Genomic DNA, 19,703 nt, shown 5'->3' with positions numbered 1-19,703 from the left:
GGAACATCGCCGGGTACCGCGGACCGTTGTGGCCGGGGCCGTCGTCACCGGTGTCTTCGGACCGGTCGAGGAGGAGGCGTGCCGAGCCGGTGCAGCGCGAGGTCCATCTCCTCCTCGGTGTCGCCGTGGTCTCGGCGGATGCGCAGTGGGCAGCCGATGCGCACCGCACGTGCCGGTGTTCACTGGAAGGCCGATGTCACAAGAGCCTTCTGCTCCGCGCCGTGCCGGCGGGCCGAGCCGACCGCGGGCGCGGGTGCCTCGGGCCGGCTCACGCATTCCACCGCGCGTCCCGCCATCCGGTACAGACGCGGCGCGACGAAGGACCACGCACCCTGGTTCTCCGGCTCCTCCTGCACCCACCGCACGTCCGCAGCCGCAGGGAAGCGGGCGAGTTCCGCCGCGATCTCCTCGTCGGGGAACGGGTAGAGACGTTCCACGCGGACGATCGCCGTATCGGTCGAGCCCGTCTCGTGCCGGTGGGCGTCAAGGTCGTAGAAGACCTTCCCCGAGCACAGCAGCACGCGCCTGACGCGGGCCGGGTCCGCCGCGTCATCCGGCAGAACCGGTCGGAAGCCGCCCTGGGTGAACTCGGCCGGGGCGGAGGTGGCCGCCTTCGACCCCAGCATCGACTTCGGGGTGAAGACGACCAGCGGCCGCCTGCCGCCGCCCAGCGCCTGCTGCCTGAGCAGATGGAAATAGTTGCCCGGCAGGGAGGGCATGGCCACGGTCATGTTGTCCTGCCCGCACAGTTGCAGGAAGCGCTCGATCCGGGCCGAGGAGTGGTCCGGGCCCTGTCCCTCCAGGCCGTGGGGCAGCAGGAGGGTCACTGGGGAGCGCTGGCCCCACTTCTGCTCGGACGAGGCGATGTACTCGTCTACGACCGTCTGCGCGCCGTTGGCGAAGTCGCCGAACTGGGCCTCCCACAGCACGAGGGCTTCGGGGCGGGCCAGCGCGTAGCCGTACTCGAAGGCCAGCGCCGCCAGCTCGGACAGCATCGAGTCGTACGCGGCGAAACCTGCGGCCCGGGGGCCGAGGGAGTGCAGCGGTGTGTGCTCCGCGCCGGTGCGCCGGTCGGTCAGGACGGCGTGGCGCTGGCCGAAGGTACCGCGCCGCGAGTCCTGCCCGGCCAGCCGCACCGGGACGCCCTCCAGCAGCAGCGAACCGATCGCCAGTGTCTCCGCGGTGGCCCAGTCGACCGTGCCGGTCTCGAGCACCGCCGCACGCCGGTGCAGCTGCGGCAGGACGCGCGGGTGCACGGTGAAGCCCTGCGGCAGGTCGGTCTGCGAGTCGATGATCTGCCGGACAGTCGCCTCGTCGATCGCGGTCACCGTCCGGCGGACCATGCGTGGCGCGGTTTTCTGGCCCGCCTCGGTGTGAGGGTCGGCGGGATGGGGAGCGGGCCGTGTCCGGGTTTCGGCGAAGGCCCTCTGGAGGTGGTCGCGGTAGGTGCGGCGGGCCCCGTCCACCTGCCGCTCGCCGATGTCCCCGCGGGCCACCAGCGCCTCGGCGTACAGCGTGCGCACCGAGGCCTTGGCCTCGATCCGGTCGTACATCGCCGGCTGCGTGATGGACGGGTCGTCGACCTCGCTGTGCCCGTGGCGCCGGTAGCAGACCAGATCGACCACGACGTCCTTGTGGAACGTCTGGCGGTAGTCGAAGGCCAGCCGCGCGACGCGGTCGACGGCCTCCGGGTCGTCGCCGTTGACGTGGAAGACCGGGGCCTGGACCATCCGTGCCACATCGGTGGCGTAGGTGCTGGAGCGGCCGTGGGCGGGCGATGTGGTGAAGCCGACCTGGTTGTTGACGACCACGTGAACCGTCCCGCCCGTGCGGTAGCCGGGCAACTGCGACATGTTCAGGGTCTCGGCGACCACGCCCTGGCCGGCGAACGCCGCGTCTCCGTGGACGACGACCGGCAGGACGCGAGCGGGTCCGCTGTGTGCTGTGGCCATGTCCTGCTTGGCGCGCACCACTCCCTGGACCACCGGCCCCACGATCTCCAGGTGCGAGGGGTTCGCCACGACCGAGACGGCGATCGCACCGCCGTCCAGGGTTCGGTAGGTGCCCTCCGCGCCGAGGTGGTACTTCACGTCCCCCGAACCCTGCACGGACCCGAGGTCCTCCGTGTCCTCGAACTCGCCGAAGATCTGGGCGTAGGACTTGCCGATGATGTTGGCCAGGACGTTGAGCCGGCCGCGGTGTGCCATTCCGATGACGGCCTCCGCGACACCGTCCTCGATGGCACTGTGCAATAGGGCGTCGAGCAGCACGATGGCCGATTCGCCGCCTTCGAGCGAGTACCGCTTGAGGCCCACGTACTTGGTCTGGAGGAACGTCTCGAAGACCTCCGCGGCCCCCAGCCGGTAGAGGATTCGCAGCTGCCGGGCACGGTCCGGCCGGCGCCGCGCGTTCTCGACGCGCTGCTGGATCCAGCGGCGTTCGCCGGAGTCCTGGATGTGCATGTACTCGACCCCGGCACTGCCGCAGTAGAACTCCCGCAGAGCGCCCAGTACTTCATCGGGTGTCATCGTGGCATGCCCGGCGAATCCGTCCACGGCGACGTTCTGCGCCCGGTCCGCGTCGTCGAGTCCGAACTGGGCGATGTCGAGCTCCGGATGGGCGGCAGCGGGCCGCGAGGTGAGCGGGTCCGTGCCGGCCGTCAAGTGGCCGCGCGCGCGATAGGCGTGAATGAGCGCCGCGACCCGGACCGCCCTGAGCGCCGCCTCGTCGCCGTCCTGGTACTCCGGAGAGATGACGGCGCGAGCCTGCCGGGCGGCTGACGTGCCCGCGGCGGCTGGAACCGGCGAGGAGGCCGCGACGGCCGGGGCCGCCGGGGTCGCGAAGAAGTCCCTCCACGTCGCCTCGACCGAGCCCGGGTCGTGCAGGTAACGCTGCCGCTGCTCGTCCACGACCCATGCGTTGAGTCCGAAATCCAGCCCGTGAACCACGGTTCGAGCGGTGTCTGATTGCGAGGCCATGGCGTGGAACGCCTTCTTCCCTGTGCGAAGCCCTACGGTTCCGGCGCGGTCCTGACGGTCGTCTGCCCCACGTGTCCTGTGTCCCCGGATCCGGCGCCCGCTTCACAGACCAGCCTGTGCGACCACGTCGCGTTGACGACGATAGATCCGGGAGAGGACGGGGACGGATGGTCCTTCGGGCCACATCAGCCTCGTATCAGGACATCGGCCCGCACTGGTGGCCAGGAGAGGCCCGCACTGGTGGCCAGGAGATTCGGTGCGCCACGTCGGCCGGCAGCCCCGCCTCGTCGGACGCCTGCCGTGTAGACATGCTGGGGGCGAGCAGCCGATGTACGGTCGGCATACGGCGTAGGTGCGGACCTCTCAGCCGACGAACGAGCCGGTGCCCCGCACACGCCCGGGAGTGCCCATGGCGCAGCAGGCGAACATCGCCGCACAGACCGCTTTCGGAGAAGCCGTCGTCACCGGCGACCTCGACGCCCTCGACGCCCTCGTCGCACCTGATTCCGTCGATCATGACCCCGCTCCAGGGCAGGCCCAGGGGCCCGAAGGGTACAAGGCGATGTTCAGGGACCTACGAGTAGCTTTCCCCGACCTGCACCTCGAGGTGGAGCACCTGGTGGCGACCGACGACGAGGTGGCCTTCGCCTACGTGATCAGCGGGACACATCTGGGACCGCTGATGGGCCGGCCGGCGACCGGCAAGAAGGTGAGTTACCGGGGCATGCAGATCAGCCGCTTCGACGGCGACGGCAGGATCGTCGAACGCTGGGGCAGCAGCGACGAACTCGGCATGCTGCGTCAGCTGGGCCTGGCTGACGCATGACCTTGATCGACACCTGACTGTCATCAGGTGATACCGCACATGAACTCATCAGCATCGACACCGGTACCCACGATCCTCTACAGCGACGGGCGTTCCAGGGGCTCGGCGCAGTGCGGGGATGTCAGCGGTGGGCGGAGCGGTTGATTTCGACGATCTCGTCCAGGGTGGGGGTGGACGTGAGGGCGGCGAAGCGCTCCATCAGACGCTCACGCGTGCGCGGTGCCTCGGCCCGGTCGGCCGCGGCCAGGGCCGGTCCCAGGTCCTCGATGCTCAGCTCGGTGCAGTAGGCGGGCGTGCCCGGCTGCTGGCGCCAGGAGTCGGCCAGCACACCGGCGTCGAAGGGGTCGAAGCCGGTGTCGTCCACGAGGCGCATGGCCACGCGCCGTGCCTCATCGGAGTCGGCCGCGACCGGGATGGCGATGCGGCCCTGGGTCCCCGCCGGTACGCCCTTGGTCTGCTGGGTGCCGGCCAGGGCGGCGTTCCACGCCTTGACCACAGGCCGTCCCAGCTGCTCGGTGACCCACAGGCTCTCCACCTGTCCGCTGTCCACCGCGTCGATGCGCCCGTTGAGATGGGGGTAGTAGTTGGAGGTGTCGATGACCACCGTCTCGCCGGGTACGGAGGCGAGCACATCGGCCAGTTCCGGGACCCGACCGAAGGGGATGGACAGGATGATCACGTCCTTGTCCTGGACGGCGGCCGCAACAGTCACCGCGCGGGCTCCGAACTCCAGGACGTGGTCCGGGACGGCCTCGGGGCCCCGGCCGACCGCCACCTGAACGTCATGACCGGCCGCGCTGAGCTTGCGGGTCAGATTGCCCCCGATCGCTCCCGCACCGATGACAGCAATTCTCATGATTTATCCCTTTGAAGGTCGCACCACCCCTGAGGGTGGAAGATGGTGATGGCCGCGCGACTGAGGCCACTGGCCTGGCGCCCGGTGGACTACGCCTCGTCGTTGCGCTCGCGGTATCCGCTTTCGATGAGCACGCGGAGACGATCGAGCGACTCTTCGTCGGTGGCACCGGTGCCCTTGATCCAGGCGACGGAACAGGCCGCGAGGAAGAGGTCGTACCCCTTCACCGACGGGCGCACGTGTCCCGCGAGCTGAGCGGCCCGCACGTACTCGTCGGTGGTGGCGATGAGAGTGTCGCAGGGAACCGTGAGCGGATTGTCCGGCTCGTGCGCCCTCGCCGCGGCCATGAGCGGTTCCGGCAGCCCGCTGAAGGCGCTGAAGTACTCCTCCATCGCCCGCAGCCACCGCACCAGCGCCTCGGCGGCGTCGCCGAGCTGGGCGATCTCCGCCTGGCGGGCCATCAACTCCTCGGAGCGCGCCTGGAGCACGGCCGCCAGCAGCGCCTCCCGGGTGGGAAAGTGCCGGTACAACGTGCCGGGCCCGACGCCCGCGTCCTTGGCCACCGCCTCCAGCGACGTGCCGACGCCATACCTCAGGAAGTGACGCTGGGCCGCTTCCAGGAGGGCCGCACGGTTGCGCTGGACGTCCGCGCGGGGTCGGCGCCCTTGCTGCTCCTTGGCCCCCATACGTCCTCCTGCCTCGTACGACCCTGCGGCCAACAAAACGGAGGATGTCTCCGCACTGGGTGCGAGCATAAAGCGGAGGCAGCCTCCGGTCAAACCGCCGCGCTGCCATCTCCGTACTGTGTCGGCAGCGTGCCTCCTTCGGCCGGCCACCACCGCGAGCCCAGCCCCTGGTTGACACGCCGTTCAACTAAGTTCAAGCTTCAACTGCCATGTTAGGATCACGCGCCGACGCCGACGGGCGTTGATCCACATACCGCACGCCGCACGAGCCGAGCACCCCAAGTGCCCTTCCTGAACCGGTTGTTGAGACGCCATGCCGCCGTCTCCCCTTGTGCGGACGTACGCGTGCGTGTTCACCGCTCCGGTGCGGGCCGAGGGGCCTCCTCGGACTGGCAGGCTCCCGCCGCGTCGCCGACCGCACGTCACGACCTCGCCATGCAGCTCCGAGGAGAGCCATGAACCGTCCAGAAGTGTCGATCAAGCAAGCGCGGCTCGCCGTGGGCCCCTTGAGCGTGCTGCTCTTCGTACAGACGGCGTTCTGGCTCCTGTACGACGTCGCCGACCGCGGCTTGCCGCTCATGTGGTCCGCGTGGACCAACGGCCCGCTCTCCGGGCTCTCGGCGACGACCGCACTCGACCTCGGCCTGGCGGCGCTCCAACTCGGCGCCGCCTGCGGGTTTCTGCTGCGGGTACGAGGCGCCGGCGGCCTGCTGGTGACCGCGTGCGTCACGACCGTGGTGTTCCGGGCGCCGGTCGTCTGGTACATGCTGCTCGACTCCGAGTCCGACCCCTGGTTCGGCGGCCTGGAAGGTCCCTCGCTCACCGCGGCCGGCGTCAGCTGCGTCCTCGCGATCCTGGTGGCCCTCGCCCAGGGGGGCCTCCTGTTCCTGGTGCGCGGGCTCGAGCGTGACGCGGCCGCGGACGAGGAGAGCCGCTCCGGCGGAATCCGCCCGGTGAAGGTCACCGCCTCGGCCTCGTGCACCCTTCTCGCCGTGCTGAACGTCTTCTACATCTGCCGCAACGTCCTGACGGCTGTACAGGTGGGACCCCACGCGCTGGCGGATCTCCTCGTCGGCAGGGGGGGCGGCCGCGCGGTGCTCGGTGTCTCGTCGCCGTGGCAGTGGGCCTGTCTGACCGTTCTGTGCGGAGTGGGCATGGTGCTGGCCGCCAAGCGCCGGCCCAGTGCGACCGGGTTCTCCGTCGGGCTGGCCCTGTTCATGATGCCGATCGCCTTCACCAAGCTGTGGGGCCTCGCCGGGACGGCCGCCCTGCTGGACTCCCCGCTCAACACGGTGCAGTCCTTGCTGGAGTTGGCGGGCTCGGCGGCCGTGGTGGCCCTGATCGTGGCGGACGTGCGCCGTGACCGCCCGGCGCCGTCGGCCACCATGGAACTCACCCCGCCGGCCGCCCTCGAACCCGCCCCGCCGGCCACCGTCGAACCCACCCCGCCGACCACCGTCGAACCCACCCCGCCGACCACCCTGGAACTCACCCCGGCGTCCACCGGGACCGATCCGGAAGCACAGCGGGCCGACGCCGCCACGAGCGACGCCTGAGCGCGCGGGCGCCATTCCGGGCGCGGACGCGGACGCCGAGGTTAGGTCGTGGCGAGCTGGTCGGGGGCGCCTTTCCGGGCCGGCCGACGGGGCATGGCGATTATGGCGGCCCAACACCGTGTCCTGCATGGTCAGTTTCAGGAAGCGTTTGTAGCAGCAGAGGGTTGCAGCGAGGCCGAGAAAGGCCAGGTAGTTGCGGTGGTGGCGCTCGTAGCGGGGTGACAGGCGTCGGCAGCCGGTCAGCCAGGAGATCGTGCGCTCGATGCCCCACCGCCGGCGGCCCAGTCGTTCGCTTGAGTCGATTCCCTTGCGGGCGATACGGACGCCGATGTGCGCTGACTGTGAAGCCATTGCCGCAAGTCAGGAAGGTCGTAGGCTTTGTCGGCATGCAGCCGCTGGGGTTTGAAACGGTCGCTGCGGGATTCGTGTCCTATGTGGAAGTGGGCCACCAACGGCTTCAGTCCGAGGCTGTCGTGGGTGGTGGCCGCAGAGAGGCCGACGCGTAGGGGAAGTCCGTTCGCGTCGGACAAGACGTGCATGACCAAACTGGGGATACGTCCGGTCCGTGAGACCGTCAATCCCACCTGCGGTCGGCGAGTACGGGTGTTCGAGTTGTCGTCGGACCAGTACGTCACAACCACTCGTTGATGGCGGCGACGAGAACGGTAGCCTCGTCGCGGCCGTGTCGTCGCCACCAGGGACTGCCTTCCGGGCTCCCCGTTGCCTCCCTCTCGCAGGACCGCCACGAACACGGCGGAGGAACGGCCGGCGCCCACGCCGCGCGAGGGGTCGGGCGCCGGCCGCTCGGTGAGGGTCATCGGAGGCCGAAGGCCCGGGTGATGGTTTGTGTGATGCCGCCGCCGTTGCGCTGCTTCGCGGTGACGCGCAAGGACACGTAGCCGGCCCGGGCCGGGGCGTGCAGCGGCGTCTGCCAGGCGTCCTTGTTCTTCCGCTTCAGGTCCTGCCGCCGCCACGACACCCCGTCGTCGTAGGAGACTTCGAGCTTGACCGAGGAGACCGCGTCCTGGGCGGCGTCGCTGCCGACGACGACGGGCGTGACGGAGAACACCGACGTGCGCTTGGCCCGCCCCGCGGCGTCAACGTCCGCTCCGTAGTCGAGCTGGACCAGCGGGATAGTCTGATCGTCCGCGTTGCCGGAGAGGAAGGTCCACTCGGTGTGCGTGGTGGTGGAGTAGGGCAGGAGGCCGTTGTTCACCCGCGTGTCGGCGACGAGCCGGTACGGCAGTTTCCGCGGCGCCAGATCGCCCACCCCGAAGTCGGGCCGTGGCCCGTTGCGCATCAGCAGTTCGTCTCCCTGGTAGAGCGCGAAGGTTCGCGACATCATGTTCGTGTCACCGCTGTGGGCGGATCCTCCGTCGCCGAAGCCCGCGAGCGTGCCGCCCAGGGCGTTCCCGACCCGGTGCGGGACCTCGAAGCTGACCATGCGCGGCCGTGTGACGGGGCCGAACCAGCGTTCGTTGTGCACGCTGCGCGGCCGGTAGCCGACCACGTCCGTGAAGGTCGACCAGCCGTCGACGGCCGCGTACTGCTGCCACTTGACGCCGTGTCCGGCGGACACCCAGTCGGTGCGGTGTCCCGGGGCGACCGGCTCGCGTGGGAACGGGGGCACGCGCGTCATCCCGAACCCGGCGTACGGGTAGGCGGCCGGCCAGTATTCGTACGGCGGGCTGTCCTCCCGGCTTTCTGTGACCTGCTTGCCGGCGGGCGGAGCGAAGTCGTTCTCGATGCGGGCGAGACTGCCGGGGTCCGTCGCCGCGGAAGGGTCGTCCGGCACCCCTCCCTGATGGTAGTCGGCGAGGTCGTACAGGTACTCCGGCGAGGGGTGCGCTTCGACCGCCAGTCGCACCCGGTTCCCTCTCTCGTCCCTGATCCTCTTGATCAGGTCTTCGCCCTCGTCCTCGGTGAGCGAGGCGACGGGGATCTGCCCGGTCGTCTTGCCGTCCGGCTCGCCGTACCAGTTGGTCCCGCGGCCGTCGCCGTCGTTGACCACCAGGAGCATCGCCGCACCAGCGCTGCGCGCCGCGGCTGCCTGGTCCGTGGGTGCCACCTCCGCGCTGCCGCGGACGACCACGGCCTTTCCGTCGACGGCCAGGCCGGTGTAGTCGCCCGCCGTGCCGGTGCCGGCGAAGACGGCGTCGGCGTGGGTGGTGCCGTCCGGGAACTGGCGGCTTCCCGGCTGCACCAGCAGAGTGTCGTCAAGGGTGTGCCCGCCGTAAGTGATCTTCAGGGGCGTCTGCTCGGCCCGGAACCGGGTGGTGAAGACAAAACTGCCCTTTTTCACCGTGTCGTTGGTGGGGAGGGCCCACAGGCTGTCGTAGGCGGCCGAGGGCATGAGGATCTCGTGCAGGGCTTGTCCATCGCGCGGCGTCGGCTCACTCGAGGTGAAGGAGCGGAAGAGATCGACCCTGCTGGTGGTGACGGACGTGGGCTTGGGTGTCGCCACCTTGACCCGGCGTATGCGCGACGCGTCGAGTACGACGTCCCGGTCGCCCGTCAGCTCGACCTCGGGCGCGGTCAGTACCGCGTATCCGAGGGAGTGGGAGCCGTGGCGCCCCTCCACGTCCAGGGTGGAGACGATCGTGTACGAGCCGGGGGCCATGCGGACGGTGAGTGTGCCGTCCGGCACCCACATCACGGTGGTCTTCCCGTCGGCGCCGGTGATCTCGACGTCGTTGCCGACGGGCCTGCCGGAGCGGTCCTTCAGGTGGATCGTCAGGTCGTGCTTCTCGGACTCGACGGACAGTCCCACGGCCGTGTGGACGGCGCCGTCCGTGGAGCGCGCGGTGACCTGGGCGGCGTACTGGCCGGGCGCCAGCCCCGCTGGGTTGGCGACGAGGCCGACCGTGGAGGTGCCTCGCGCCGGTACGGTGACGTGGGAGACGGCCAGTGTAAACACTCCGGCGGGCGAGGTGCCGCGGTCGACCGAGAGCTGCAACGTGACGGGGCTGTCGGTGGTGTTGCGGTAGGTGATAGTCCGCTTGCTCGGTTCGCGCTTCTGGTCCGGCGACCAGGGAACGAGGCCGGCATCCACCGATCCGCTCGCGACGACCTGGTCCCGGAGGTAGGCGGCGGCGACGTCCAGGCGTCCGGCGCCCGCCTGGTAGGGGCTGTAGTCGGGGGTCGGCACGCTGGTGCCCATGAGGGCGTCCTTGATGTCCTGACCGGTCCACCGCGGATGCTTCTGGGCCAGCAGGACCGCTGCCCCGGCGACATGAGGAGCGGCCATGGAGGTGCCGCTCTCCGTGACGTAGTAGCCTTCGCCGCCTTGCGCGTAGTGCGAGCGTGCGGCCAGCACATCCACGCCGGGCGCGGTGATGTCGGGTTTGAGGGCGTCGTCGTTCAGCCGCGGTCCGGTGCTGGAGAAGCCGGCGAGGTGGTCGGAGGTGTCCACCGCGCCGACGGTCAGGGCGGCGTCCGCGGTTCCCGGCGAGCTCACGCTGTACGGGCTGTTCCCGGCGTTGCCCGCGGCGATGACGAAAAGGGCTCCCGTTTCGGCGCTCAACTGGTTGACCGCCTGGCTGAGGGGATCGTCCTGCGTGTGCCACACCGCCGTACCCAGGCTCATGTTGATCACCTTGGCGTGCTCGGTCCGTGCCGCCCACTCCATACCCGCGATGATCCCCGACATCGGGCCGGACCCGGTGTCGTCCAGAACCTTGCCCACCAGCAGATCGGCGCCGGGAGCGACGCCACGCTCCTTCCCGCCGGAGGCAGCACCGGTACCGGCGACGGTGGAGGCGGTGTGCGTGCCGTGGCCGTACCGGTCGACGACGTCTTCACCCGCGATGAAACTCCGGGATCCCACAAGGCGGGTGGCGAGGTCGGGATGGGAGGTGTCGACCCCGGAGTCCAGCACGGCGACGCGCACGCCCGCGCCGGTGCCTCCCGCACCCCATGCCCGCGGAGCACCGATCTGCGCCGTCGTGTCGGCCAGGTCCGCCCGTGCCTTGCCATCGAGCCACACCTTGCCGACGCCGGCGGCGAACGACGGTACGGCGGCGTCCGGACCGCCGTCGGCGCGCGGCGTCGACCGCGAGGCGCCCTGGCCCGCTGTGCCGGTGAGAGCCGACCAGAAGGCTGCGGCCTTCGAGCGCTGGGCGTGCACGGCCTCCGCCCCGACGGACGGAAGCTTCAGCGTGGTCCTGGCACCGGGCAGCTCGGTCTCGGCCCTGGCAGTGGACGTACCCTGCGAGCGAGTCACGATCAGGGGGAGGACGCCGGTGTGCGCGTCGTCGTAGCCCTGGGCCACCAACTGGGTGACGTTGAAGAGCTGCTTGTCGAGCCGGCCGGTCGCGACGTAGGCCATGGCCTCGTCCGGGTACACGTAGGTGTCACCGTCCTCCACGGCGACACGCACCGATCCGGCGGCGCCATGCGGACGCTCGACCGCTTCCACGGACACGGCTTGCCCCGGCCCGCGCGTCACCGTCACCTTGTCACCGGTGATCAACGTCACCGCGAGCGGCGCGCTCCGGGAACCGCTGTGCTCAGCAGGGGAGACGTGGGGAGGCGGCGGAGACTCGGCAGCATGGGCTGTTGTCGGAACGGCCAGGGCGGCAACGAGAAGCGAAGCCACCGACGCCGCGCATGTTCGAGCAAGAGGGACGTACACATGTCCTCCATGGTCAGTGATCGATCGAATCCGACCACCCTTCGCTGAGCCGTGTAAAGCACTTGAATACTTTGGTCACTTGCCTGTACAGTGCGTGTTTTTGTGCTGCCAAGATTCCTCCAAAACTGGGGCAGCTGGGGGGACTTGAGTAACTCGCGCAGGGCGCGGACGCGCCCGCGGACGCCGTTCACGGCTTCAGTGAAGGCTCGCGGCGGTCACCTCAGTGCTGCCCGCCGCGGAGGGGAGTGTGCAGCCCCTGGGCAAGGGCCTGGGTCCAGGCGGTGACCGCGCGGGCGACGACGGGCGCGTCGCGTGCGTAGACGTCGGCCATGTGCGGTGCGCCGGGGACGAGGTGCGCTTCGACGAGGACGCCTTCCGCCGCGAGGCGCTCGACGAACCGCAGGCTCTCGTCGCGGTGCGGGTCGTGGCCGTGCACGCTGACGTAGGTGGGAGGTAGGCCCTCCAGACTGGCAGCCCGCGCCGGGGCGGCGTACGGAGACACATCGGAGGCCGGTTCGGCGAGATACATGGACCACATGGCGCGGGCCTGGGAATCGTTCCAGAGCCTGGCGTCGTCGATGTCTTCGTACGGTGCCGTCCGCGGGTCGTTGTCCAGGACGGGTCAGCCCAGGAAGACGTAATTGAGTTCCGGGCCCTTGCGGTCCCGGGCCGCCAGCGCGACGGCGGCTGCCAGCGCCGCCCCTGCCAAGTGGCCGGCGACTCCGACCCGGGTGGGGTCGGCTCCCAGTTCACCGGCGTGTTCGACTGCCCATATCAGCGCTTGGTAGGCGTCTTCGAATCCGGCCGGGAACGGATGGTCGGGCGCGAGCCGGTAATCGACCGACACCACCACGGCAGCAGCGGCGACGGGGCGACGGAACAGCTCGGTCGGTAGATCCGCACCGTCATGCGGTTGGCGTCGGGCTAGTCACGGGGCGATCGGTGACCTCTATGCGCGGGTCCGGCGGCGCCGGCACCCGCATCTCGTCCAGCGCGGCACGCGAAGCGCATACGTCGGCCATCCAGTCGACCTCGGGAAGGGACTGCACGACGGGAACGAGTGAGGGGTGAATGGGCACGACGCCTCCTTGCCCAGTGGATAAGAGGGAGGGCATGTTGTCCACTGGACAAGGGCAGGCGGGTTCGGCGGGGCGTGAACGCTGCGGGAGAGCGCCGACACGGCCGAGCGGGGGCAGCAGCAGTTCGTGCAACCCTCGTAACCGGCCGCGTCGGCGACACGACACATGACAGGGGAGTACTGACTCCGGTACGGCAGGGGCGGCGCGCCGTGCCGTACCGGGGGGTTCGGTGCGACACCTTGGCGCCGCCGTCGCGTCAGTCGGTCGAGTCAGTCGGTGAGGAAGTCCCGGAGGTCGTGCTCGATCACGGCCTTCGGCCCGGCGCCGACCACCGTCCTGCCGGTGGATGTCAGACCGCGGCCATGACGGGCTCGGCCTCCTGCCCGGCGTCCGCGAGCGCGGCCAGGAAGCGCTCGGCGTCCAGCGCCGCCGAGGCGCCGGTGCCGGACGCGGTGATCGCCTGGCGGTAGGTGTGGTCGACCACGTCACCGGCGCCGAAGACGCCGGCCACACTGGTGCGCGTGGACGGTGAGGCCACCTTCAGGTAGCCCTCTTCGTCGAGGTCCAGCTGCCCCTGGAACAGCGCCGTACGCGGATCGTGGCCGATCGCGACGAACAGGCCCGTCACCGCCAGGTCCGACAGCTCGCCCGTCCTGACGTTGCGCAGCCGCAGCCCGGTCAGCTTCTCCCCGCCCTGGATCTCGGCGACCTCGCTGTCCCACGCGAACCTGATCTTCGGGTCGGCGAACGCGCGCTCCTGCATCGCCTTCGAGGCACGCAGGGTGGCCCGGCGGTGGACGATCGTGACCGACCTGGCGAAGCGGGACAGGAACGTGGCCTCCTCCAGCGCGGTGTCACCGCCGCCGGTCACGGCGATGTCCTGCTCCCGGAAGAAGAACCCGTCACACGTGGCACACCACGACACACCTCGCCCGGACAGGGCGTCCTCGTTGGGCAGTCCCAGCTTGCGGTGCTGCGAACCGGTGGTGACGATCACGGCCTTCGCCCGGTGGACCGTACCCGCGGTGTCCGTGACGGTCTTGATCTCGCCGGTCAGGTCCACCGAGACGACATCGTCCGGGACTAGCTCGGCGCCGAAACGCTCCGCCTGAGCCCGCATGTTGTCCATCAGCTCCGGCCCGAGGACGCCGTCGCGGTAGCCGGGGAAGTTCTCCACCTCGGTGGTGTTCATCAGCGCACCACCAGCGGTGACCGCGCCCTCGAACACCAGCGGCTCCAGCGACGCACGCGCGCTGTACAGCGCCGCCGTGTAACCGGCGGGCCCTGAACCGATGATGATCACGTTACGGACGTCACTCACGTCTCCGCCCTTCTCCCAGGCCGACCCCTACGACCGTCCTGGCCGCTCCTGATCGGCTTGCGGGGGCGTAACGCAAGGACATGGGTGCGCATTCCCGGGCCCATGGACGGCACTTGCCCTGCATGTCAGGCACGGCTATCGTTCCCACTAATGACCGGCTGGTCATTTATGACCGGAGCCCTCCATGAGTGGAACGGCTCGAGACGGGCCCGCCCAGAAGGAGGAGAAGGCATGTCCGCATCCGATCCCGACGGATTCTCCGAACTCTTCGAATCGTCCGGGCTCTCCCGGCTCTCCGGACTCGCCGTGCGTTACAGCGTGGAGGTCGCGCGCGATCTGGAGCACAACCTGCGGGAGCAGGACCGCGTCCGGCGACAGGCCGGCCCGTCCGGGGCGGAGTTGGCCGAACTTGAGGACAGCCACCTGTTCCTGACGAACCTCAGTCAGACCCTGGAATCTTTCCTGGCGTCTCCTGAGTCAGCATAGCCATCCAAGTCACCAGAGCCATCCGAGTCACCAGAGCCATCCGAGTCACCGGAGTCACCGGAGTCACCGGCGAGCGTGTCCACCCGCGTCTGAGAACGGGGACGGACCTCCCGGCCATGCCGGCGGCCGGGAGGCCAGGCGCTCACCGCAGAGCGCGGGCCGCGCGGCGCAGCCGGGCCGGTGTGTCACCGGTCGTCACCCGGAAGGCCCGTCCGAAGGCGGACTCCGAGGCGTAGCCGACGGCGGCGACGGCGACGGCGACGGCGGGGACCGAGCGGTCGGTCCGCGTGAGCATGTCTGCCGCGAGAAGCATGCGCAGCCGGGTCAGGAAGTCCCCCGGGTTCATGCCGGTCTCGCGGACGAAATGGCGGATGAAGGTCGCCCGGGACATCGAGACGGGTCCGGCGAACTCCTCGATGCGCCAGTCGTGGGCGGCGTCGCCGAGCACCGCCTCGGTCACGGTGCGCACCACGTCCTGGGCCGAGGCCAGCCACAGCGTCCGGCCGAGTCCGGGGGTGGCCTCGCAGGGCCAGCGTCAGCAGGACGTCGCACAGCGCGTCGAGGACCGCCTCGGCGCCGGGGGCAGCACGGGCGGCCTCGTCCCGTATGAGACCGCTGAGCGGCCCCAGCCTGCCGAGGCGCCCCGCGCTGCCGGGCCCGGCGGTGTCGGCGGGCTCGGGGTCGGCGTCCGCGCCATTCACGAGGGACACGTGGACGACGTCGGGAAGCATGTCCATCAGGACCTGTCCCGGGCCGGCCTCCCAGGTGTAGTGACCGCAGAAGAGGTCGACGGGCGCGGCCGCTGCGGAGAGGGCCGTCGAGACCGGCAGGAACCAGGACGCCGGACTGCGCGCCGTCGACATCACCGGCCCCTACCGCCCGGTAGAGGTCGGCGCGTCCGTGCCCGGCGCTCCCGCCGAGCGGGGCCAGGACGACGCAGCCCGATGGCGGTCGGGCCTATGAGCAGCGGCTGGTCACGCTCGTAGTGTGCGTGCTGGGCGTGGGGACGGCGCTGGCGGTATGGGCAGCGCCGCAGATCGTGGGCCTGTACATGCGGGACACCCCGGACAGCCACGACGTAGCGCACGCGTACCACGTCGGCGAAGGTGCAGCCTCGGCCAGTGCGGCCTCGATGTTGCGCAGACACTGCTCGGTCTGCTCCACCACATCGTCGGAGATCGTCATGGTGGCATAGTCGAACCCGGTCGTCCCGGACACATGCACCCAGTCGCCGTCGACCACAGCACGGGCATAGCCGATCCGCTCCTCCAAGGCCGAGCCGGTGAGGACCGCGCGTCGCTCTGTCATGCGCCGAACGCTAAATGGCCAGCAGTGATACGTCTAATACGGACGCCCGCATGACGTGATATCTCTGCGCGTATGGAGCGCCCCGAACTTCCCCTACCGCAGCTGCACGCCTTCGTCGTGCTCGCAGAGGAACTCCACTTCGGCCACGCGTTGTTCACCCGCGCCCCGGGGCGTGTCACCCTGACCCCGCCGGCAGCGAACTGCTGCCCGCCGCCCGGCGGGCACTCACCGATCTCGCGGGCGGCCTGGCCGCGGCCCGGGGCGTCGGCAGTGGCAGGGCCGGGCCGCCTCCCTCGCGCTGACGATCCTGCCCGGCCTGCTGCGCACCTTCCGTCACCAGTTCCCCGGCGTACACCTGGACATCCACGAGATGACCAGCGCTCCGCAGATCGCCGCCTTGCATGACAAGACCATCGACATCGGTCTGCTGCGCGAACCCCCCACCGAGGAGACAGAGCTCGGCTTCAGGACGGTACTCCGGGGTTCACACCGCAGGTGGTCCAGCACGCGGTGGAGTGGCAGACCGTGTGTGCCCTCGTGGAGACCGGTCTGGGCGTCTCCCTGGCCCCGGCGAGCATCCGGCGCATCCGCCTCAAGGCGTCGCCTTCCGCAGGATCGAACCGGGCACCGCCCGCACACGAGTGGCGTCGCCTGGCGCCACAATGACCACAAGCCCCTGGTCACACGCCTGCTGGCGACCATCAGCCAAGATCCGCCGGACAGGTCCTGACGGGCTGCCCCCGGCGGAGGACCGCACGCCGTCGGGCAGCTGCGCCTCACAGTGAACGGTCGCCTGGCACGTGTGGAAGGGGCGCGACTCAGCCACGGGCGATCGAATCGTCCCGGCAGCCCGTACCCGGACTCGGGCGGTGTCAGGAGGGCGTGAGGCTGCGTCCATGGTCGGCGGCGTAGGCGGCGAAGACCTCGGCCGACGGTCCGCCTGTGTGGAGGAAACGCTCGTCGAGGACGGTGGCGAGATCGTTCAACGCGGCGGCGAGCAGACCGCCGGCCAGTCGGACGTCCGGCCGCTGTGCGGCCTGCCCGCGCAGGGCAAGGACGGAGGCGTAGCCAAGGACGGCCGCCAGCGAGGAACGATCCTCCCCGTCATGGAAGTAGTAGGCCTCGGCGTACTGGGTGAAGTCGATACGGACCCTTGCCACCTCGGTGGCCAGGCTCTCCAGCAACAGCGCCCCGGTGACGCTGTCGATCTGGTCGGCGTTCGGAGCCGAGTCGCGCAGGAGCGCCAGCCGGACGGCCAGCACCCTTCTGCGGGTCAGCGCGGGATACACCTCGAGCACCCAGGAGACCGTGGCCGTCAGGAGCGCGAAGCCGACAAGCGCCTCCAGCGGCGAGATCAGGCGAAGCCACCCCGCGGCCGGTGTGATGTCACCAAGCCCCAGGGTGGCGACGGTGACTCGCGGCACTGTTCCGGGAGGCCGGCACATCACTGCGGAGGGGCGTCGCGGTGGGCGTTCCCTGCGGGCACCCAAGAAGGAATCCACAAAGCATCCACATACGGCGTTCATGCTGGTCAGGACGGAAGCGCGTGGCCCGACGACCGGCGGGCCACAGGACCGGCGGAGCGCCTCGGACAAGCCCGCGCCCCGTCGGCGCGCCGTCATCCGGTCCCGCCCTTTCACACGGTCGCCAGGGAGATGTGATGGCCTCAGTGACACACCGGACCGTCCTCACGCGGTCCGCCGAGGCGGACGCCGTCCACCACGCCTCCCGCCGGCCCGGTTCCGCTCGCGCCGCGCGAACGGGTCGTCGACGGCAGGCTGGATAAGGACGGCGGACACCGACGGCAGCGTCGTCAAGTGACTCCTCGGCCCGGGCGCCCGGTGCCGGACAGACGCCGCGCGTGGACGACTCCGGGCCGCTCCCCCGGCGCGACCAAGGTGTCGCGACCAGGGTGAAACGCGGCCGTGCACGCCCCTCGGCGATTCCGTCGCCGGCGCTGCGATGGAACACGCACAGACAACACGGCACCTCCATGGTGCCGGGGCCGCCCCGACCGCGGGCTGCCCGGACGAGAAAGGCAACGAGACATGAGCACCATCTCAGCGGAGTCATCCGGGTCGTTCACCCTCGGCGGCGAGTTCGCGGTCAACCGACTCGGTTACGGCACCATGCAGTTGACGGGTCCCGGGGTGTGGGGTCCCTTCCCCGACCAGGACAGGGGTGTGCGTGTCCTGCGCCGCGCCGTGGAACTGGGCGTGACCCTGTTCGACACCGCCGACTCCTACGGACCCGAGACGGCGGAGGAGCTGCTACGCAAGGCACTGCACCCGTACCCGGAGAACCTGGTCATCGCCACCAAGGCCGGGTTCACCCGTCCCGGTCCCGGGCAGTGGCGGCCGAACGGCCGGCCCGACTACCTGCGGCGGCAGGCGGAGTCCAGCCTGCGCCGGCTGGGCCTGGAGCGCATTCCGCTGTTCCAGCTGCACCGCGTCGACCCCGCGGTGCCCTTCGAGGACCAGATCGGCGTCCTCAAGGAACTGCGTGACGAGGGCAAGATCGCCCACGTCGGACTCTCCCAGGTCGGCGTCGACGAGCTGGAGCGGGCCCGCGGCATCGTGCCGGTCGCCTCCGTGCAGAACCTCTACAACATCGCCCAGCGCGACTCCGAGGACGTTCTGGAGTACGCCGAGGCGAACGACATCGCCTTCCTGCCCTGGTTCCCGCTGGCCACCGGGCAGCTGGCCCAGCCGGGCGGTCCCCTCGCCCGCGTCGCGGCCCACCTGGACGCCACACCCTCCCAGGTGGCGCTGGCCTGGCTGCTGCACCGCTCGCCGGTCGTGCTGCCGATCCCCGGCACGTCCTCGGTCGAGCACCTGGAGGAGAACGTGGCGGCTGCCGCACTGAAGCTGACGCAGGCCGATCACGCGGCCCTGGGCGACCCCTTCGCCCGGGGCTGAGACCTCCACACCCGAAACCGACGCCCGCGGGACCGCGCCGCGCGGCTTTGCCACCGGGACCGGCCGACCGGCCGTGTCCCTCCCACAGCGTCGCCGCGGAACGACCGCGACGCCCCTCCCAGAGCTCGGGAGGCATGCGGCCTCCCCCGAGCACTCACTCCCACAGGAGCTTCCATGTCCGAACCGTCCTCCGTCCGCCCGTCCGTCGCCGTCGCCTACCACTCCGGCTACGGGCACACGGCCGTGCTCGCCGAAGCGGTCCGCCGCGGGGCCGCGCAGGCCGGCGCCGATGTGCTTTTCGTGGACGTGACCGCCGTGACCGACGAACAGTGGCACGGGCTGGACCATGCCGACGCGATTGTCTTCGGATCGCCCACCTACATGGGCGGCGCCTCGGCCGGCTTCCACACCTTCGCCGAAGCGACCAGCGGCCGCTGGGCCGAGGGACGGTGGGCGGACAAGCTGGCGGCGGGGTTCACCAACTCGGCCTCCAAGAGCGGCGACAAGAGCAACACCCTCGCTTTCTTCGCCGCCTTCGCCGCCCAGCACCGGATGCTCTGGGTCAGCCTGGGCCTGGCTCCGGGCTGGAACTCCACCTCCGCCTCCGAGCACGACCTGAACCGCCTCGGCTTCTGGGGCGGAGCGGGCGCGCAGACCCCGATGGATGGCGGGACGGACACCGTCCACAACGCGGACATCGCCACGGCCGAGCACCTGGGCGAGCGCGTCGCCCGGCAGGCGGCCTTGATGAGCGCCGGACGCCGGGCCCTCTCCGCGGCGGTCTGAGCGCCGGTGTGGCCTCGTGGGCCGGCTCCCACCCGGCCCCTCCGGACAAGCGGCCCGAGGAGACGCCGTCCGGCCGCGGTCGCCCCCTGGCCACCGCGGGCGTGGTGATCGCCTCGATCGCCGTCGCCTTCGGAGCCGGCGCCGGCAGCCCGCTCTTCGTGCTCTACCAGCGCGGATGGGGCTTCCCCGCCTGGCAGCTCACCACGGCGTTCACCGTGTACGCGGTGACGCTGCTGGCCACCCTCCTCGTGGCCGGTTCCGTGTCGGACC

Annotated in this window: 12 protein-coding genes and 6 pseudogenes; 7 read left to right on the top strand and 11 right to left on the bottom strand. The window is 70.4% G+C overall.

Annotation, left to right across the window (positions count from 1 at the left end; genetic code table 11):
* Nucleotides 1–179 precede the first annotated feature (179 nt).
* The gene (locus tag ACZ4WH_RS34035; protein WP_468188097.1) at nucleotides 180–2,978 is read right to left on the bottom strand and encodes a multifunctional oxoglutarate decarboxylase/oxoglutarate dehydrogenase thiamine pyrophosphate-binding subunit/dihydrolipoyllysine-residue succinyltransferase subunit; all 2,799 of its coding nucleotides are present in this window, start codon (nucleotides 2,976–2,978) and stop codon (nucleotides 180–182) included.
* A gap of 409 nt (nucleotides 2,979–3,387) precedes the next feature.
* On the opposite strand from ACZ4WH_RS34035, the gene ACZ4WH_RS34030 reads away from it, so the two are divergent.
* The gene (locus tag ACZ4WH_RS34030; RefSeq protein WP_468188096.1) at nucleotides 3,388–3,804 is read left to right on the top strand and encodes an ester cyclase; all 417 of its coding nucleotides are present in this window, start codon (nucleotides 3,388–3,390) and stop codon (nucleotides 3,802–3,804) included.
* 121 nt (nucleotides 3,805–3,925) lie between these two features.
* Here the strand turns inward: ACZ4WH_RS34030 and ACZ4WH_RS34025 are convergent, their stop codons facing one another.
* The gene (locus ACZ4WH_RS34025) at nucleotides 3,926–4,660 is read right to left on the bottom strand and encodes an NADPH-dependent F420 reductase (protein ID WP_468188095.1); all 735 of its coding nucleotides are present in this window, start codon (nucleotides 4,658–4,660) and stop codon (nucleotides 3,926–3,928) included.
* 89 nt (nucleotides 4,661–4,749) lie between these two features.
* Nucleotides 4,750–5,346, bottom strand: coding sequence for a TetR/AcrR family transcriptional regulator (locus ACZ4WH_RS34020; RefSeq protein ID WP_468188094.1), 597 nt, complete (start codon nucleotides 5,344–5,346; stop codon nucleotides 4,750–4,752).
* Nucleotides 5,347–5,801: 455 nt separating this feature from the next.
* Here ACZ4WH_RS34020 and ACZ4WH_RS34015 point away from each other — a divergent pair, with 455 nt between their 5' ends.
* Complete coding sequence (locus ACZ4WH_RS34015; protein ID WP_468188092.1) at nucleotides 5,802–6,902, top strand: hypothetical protein; 1,101 nt, start codon at nucleotides 5,802–5,804, stop codon at nucleotides 6,900–6,902.
* Nucleotides 6,903–7,031: 129 nt separating this feature from the next.
* Here ACZ4WH_RS34015 and ACZ4WH_RS34010 read toward each other — a convergent pair.
* The 4 genes and pseudogenes from ACZ4WH_RS34010 to trxB form a co-directional block, all read right to left on the bottom strand.
* Nucleotides 7,032–7,453, bottom strand: a pseudogene (locus tag ACZ4WH_RS34010) (transposase); the annotation flags it as partial.
* 263 nt (nucleotides 7,454–7,716) lie between these two features.
* Nucleotides 7,717–11,379: a S8 family serine peptidase gene (locus ACZ4WH_RS34005; protein ID WP_468188090.1), complete on the bottom strand. Its 3,663-nt coding sequence runs from the start codon at nucleotides 11,377–11,379 to the stop codon at nucleotides 7,717–7,719.
* Nucleotides 11,380–11,755: 376 nt separating this feature from the next.
* A pseudogene (locus tag ACZ4WH_RS34000) lies at nucleotides 11,756–12,418 on the bottom strand (alpha/beta hydrolase fold domain-containing protein).
* A gap of 545 nt (nucleotides 12,419–12,963) precedes the next feature.
* On the bottom strand, nucleotides 12,964–13,935 hold the full coding sequence (gene trxB / locus ACZ4WH_RS33995) for a thioredoxin-disulfide reductase (RefSeq protein ID WP_468188088.1): 972 nt from the start codon (nucleotides 13,933–13,935) through the stop codon (nucleotides 12,964–12,966).
* A 231-nt stretch (nucleotides 13,936–14,166) separates the two neighbouring features.
* Between trxB and ACZ4WH_RS33990 the strand changes: the two genes are divergently transcribed.
* Nucleotides 14,167–14,421, top strand: coding sequence for a hypothetical protein (locus ACZ4WH_RS33990; RefSeq protein WP_468188087.1), 255 nt, complete (start codon nucleotides 14,167–14,169; stop codon nucleotides 14,419–14,421).
* A 142-nt stretch (nucleotides 14,422–14,563) separates the two neighbouring features.
* On the opposite strand, the gene ACZ4WH_RS33985 is transcribed toward ACZ4WH_RS33990, so the two are convergent.
* From ACZ4WH_RS33985 to ACZ4WH_RS33975, 3 genes and pseudogenes are all read right to left on the bottom strand, one after another.
* Entirely contained in the window at nucleotides 14,564–14,890 is a 327-nt protein-coding gene (locus ACZ4WH_RS33985; RefSeq protein ID WP_468188086.1) for a helix-turn-helix domain-containing protein, read from the bottom strand.
* Between the two features lie 58 nt (nucleotides 14,891–14,948).
* Nucleotides 14,949–15,284, bottom strand: a pseudogene (locus tag ACZ4WH_RS33980) (cupin domain-containing protein); the annotation flags it as partial.
* A 200-nt stretch (nucleotides 15,285–15,484) separates the two neighbouring features.
* Nucleotides 15,485–15,729: pseudogene (locus ACZ4WH_RS33975) on the bottom strand (Rid family hydrolase); the annotation flags it as partial.
* A gap of 72 nt (nucleotides 15,730–15,801) precedes the next feature.
* Between ACZ4WH_RS33975 and ACZ4WH_RS33970 the strand changes: the two are divergent.
* Nucleotides 15,802–16,459 (top strand): annotated as a pseudogene (locus tag ACZ4WH_RS33970) (LysR family substrate-binding domain-containing protein).
* Between the two features lie 142 nt (nucleotides 16,460–16,601).
* On the opposite strand, the gene ACZ4WH_RS33965 reads toward ACZ4WH_RS33970, so the two are convergent.
* Complete coding sequence (locus tag ACZ4WH_RS33965; protein ID WP_468188084.1) at nucleotides 16,602–17,153, bottom strand: ion channel; 552 nt, start codon at nucleotides 17,151–17,153, stop codon at nucleotides 16,602–16,604.
* A 624-nt stretch (nucleotides 17,154–17,777) separates the two neighbouring features.
* On the opposite strand from ACZ4WH_RS33965, the gene ACZ4WH_RS33960 reads away from it, so the two are divergent.
* From ACZ4WH_RS33960 to ACZ4WH_RS33950, 3 genes and pseudogenes are all read left to right on the top strand, one after another.
* On the top strand, nucleotides 17,778–18,647 hold the full coding sequence (locus tag ACZ4WH_RS33960) for an aldo/keto reductase (protein WP_468188082.1): 870 nt from the start codon (nucleotides 17,778–17,780) through the stop codon (nucleotides 18,645–18,647).
* 174 nt (nucleotides 18,648–18,821) lie between these two features.
* The gene (locus ACZ4WH_RS33955; RefSeq protein ID WP_468188080.1) at nucleotides 18,822–19,433 is read left to right on the top strand and encodes a flavodoxin family protein; all 612 of its coding nucleotides are present in this window, start codon (nucleotides 18,822–18,824) and stop codon (nucleotides 19,431–19,433) included.
* 8 nt (nucleotides 19,434–19,441) lie between these two features.
* A pseudogene (locus ACZ4WH_RS33950) lies at nucleotides 19,442–19,703 on the top strand (MFS transporter); the annotation flags it as partial.

The sequence above is a fragment of the Streptomyces sp. NPDC029138 genome (assembly GCF_055564375.1).
This window is presented reverse-complemented; position numbering and strand designations above follow the sequence as displayed.

Excerpts from the sequence above, each read along its gene's own strand:
- ACZ4WH_RS33990 (WP_468188087.1), top strand. The coding sequence starts at position 14,167 with ATGTCCGCATCCGATCCCGACGGATTCTCCGAACTCTTCGAATCGTCC.
- ACZ4WH_RS34030 (WP_468188096.1), top strand. The coding sequence starts at position 3,388 with ATGGCGCAGCAGGCGAACATCGCCGCACAGACCGCTTTCGGAGAAGCC.
- ACZ4WH_RS33960 (WP_468188082.1), top strand. The coding sequence starts at position 17,778 with ATGAGCACCATCTCAGCGGAGTCATCCGGGTCGTTCACCCTCGGCGGC.
- ACZ4WH_RS34015 (WP_468188092.1), top strand. The coding sequence starts at position 5,802 with ATGAACCGTCCAGAAGTGTCGATCAAGCAAGCGCGGCTCGCCGTGGGC.
- ACZ4WH_RS34020 (WP_468188094.1), bottom strand. The coding sequence starts at position 5,346 with ATGGGGGCCAAGGAGCAGCAAGGGCGCCGACCCCGCGCGGACGTCCAG.
- ACZ4WH_RS33955 (WP_468188080.1), top strand. The coding sequence starts at position 18,822 with ATGTCCGAACCGTCCTCCGTCCGCCCGTCCGTCGCCGTCGCCTACCAC.
- ACZ4WH_RS34025 (WP_468188095.1), bottom strand. The coding sequence starts at position 4,660 with ATGAGAATTGCTGTCATCGGTGCGGGAGCGATCGGGGGCAATCTGACC.
- ACZ4WH_RS34035 (WP_468188097.1), bottom strand. The coding sequence starts at position 2,978 with ATGGCCTCGCAATCAGACACCGCTCGAACCGTGGTTCACGGGCTGGAT.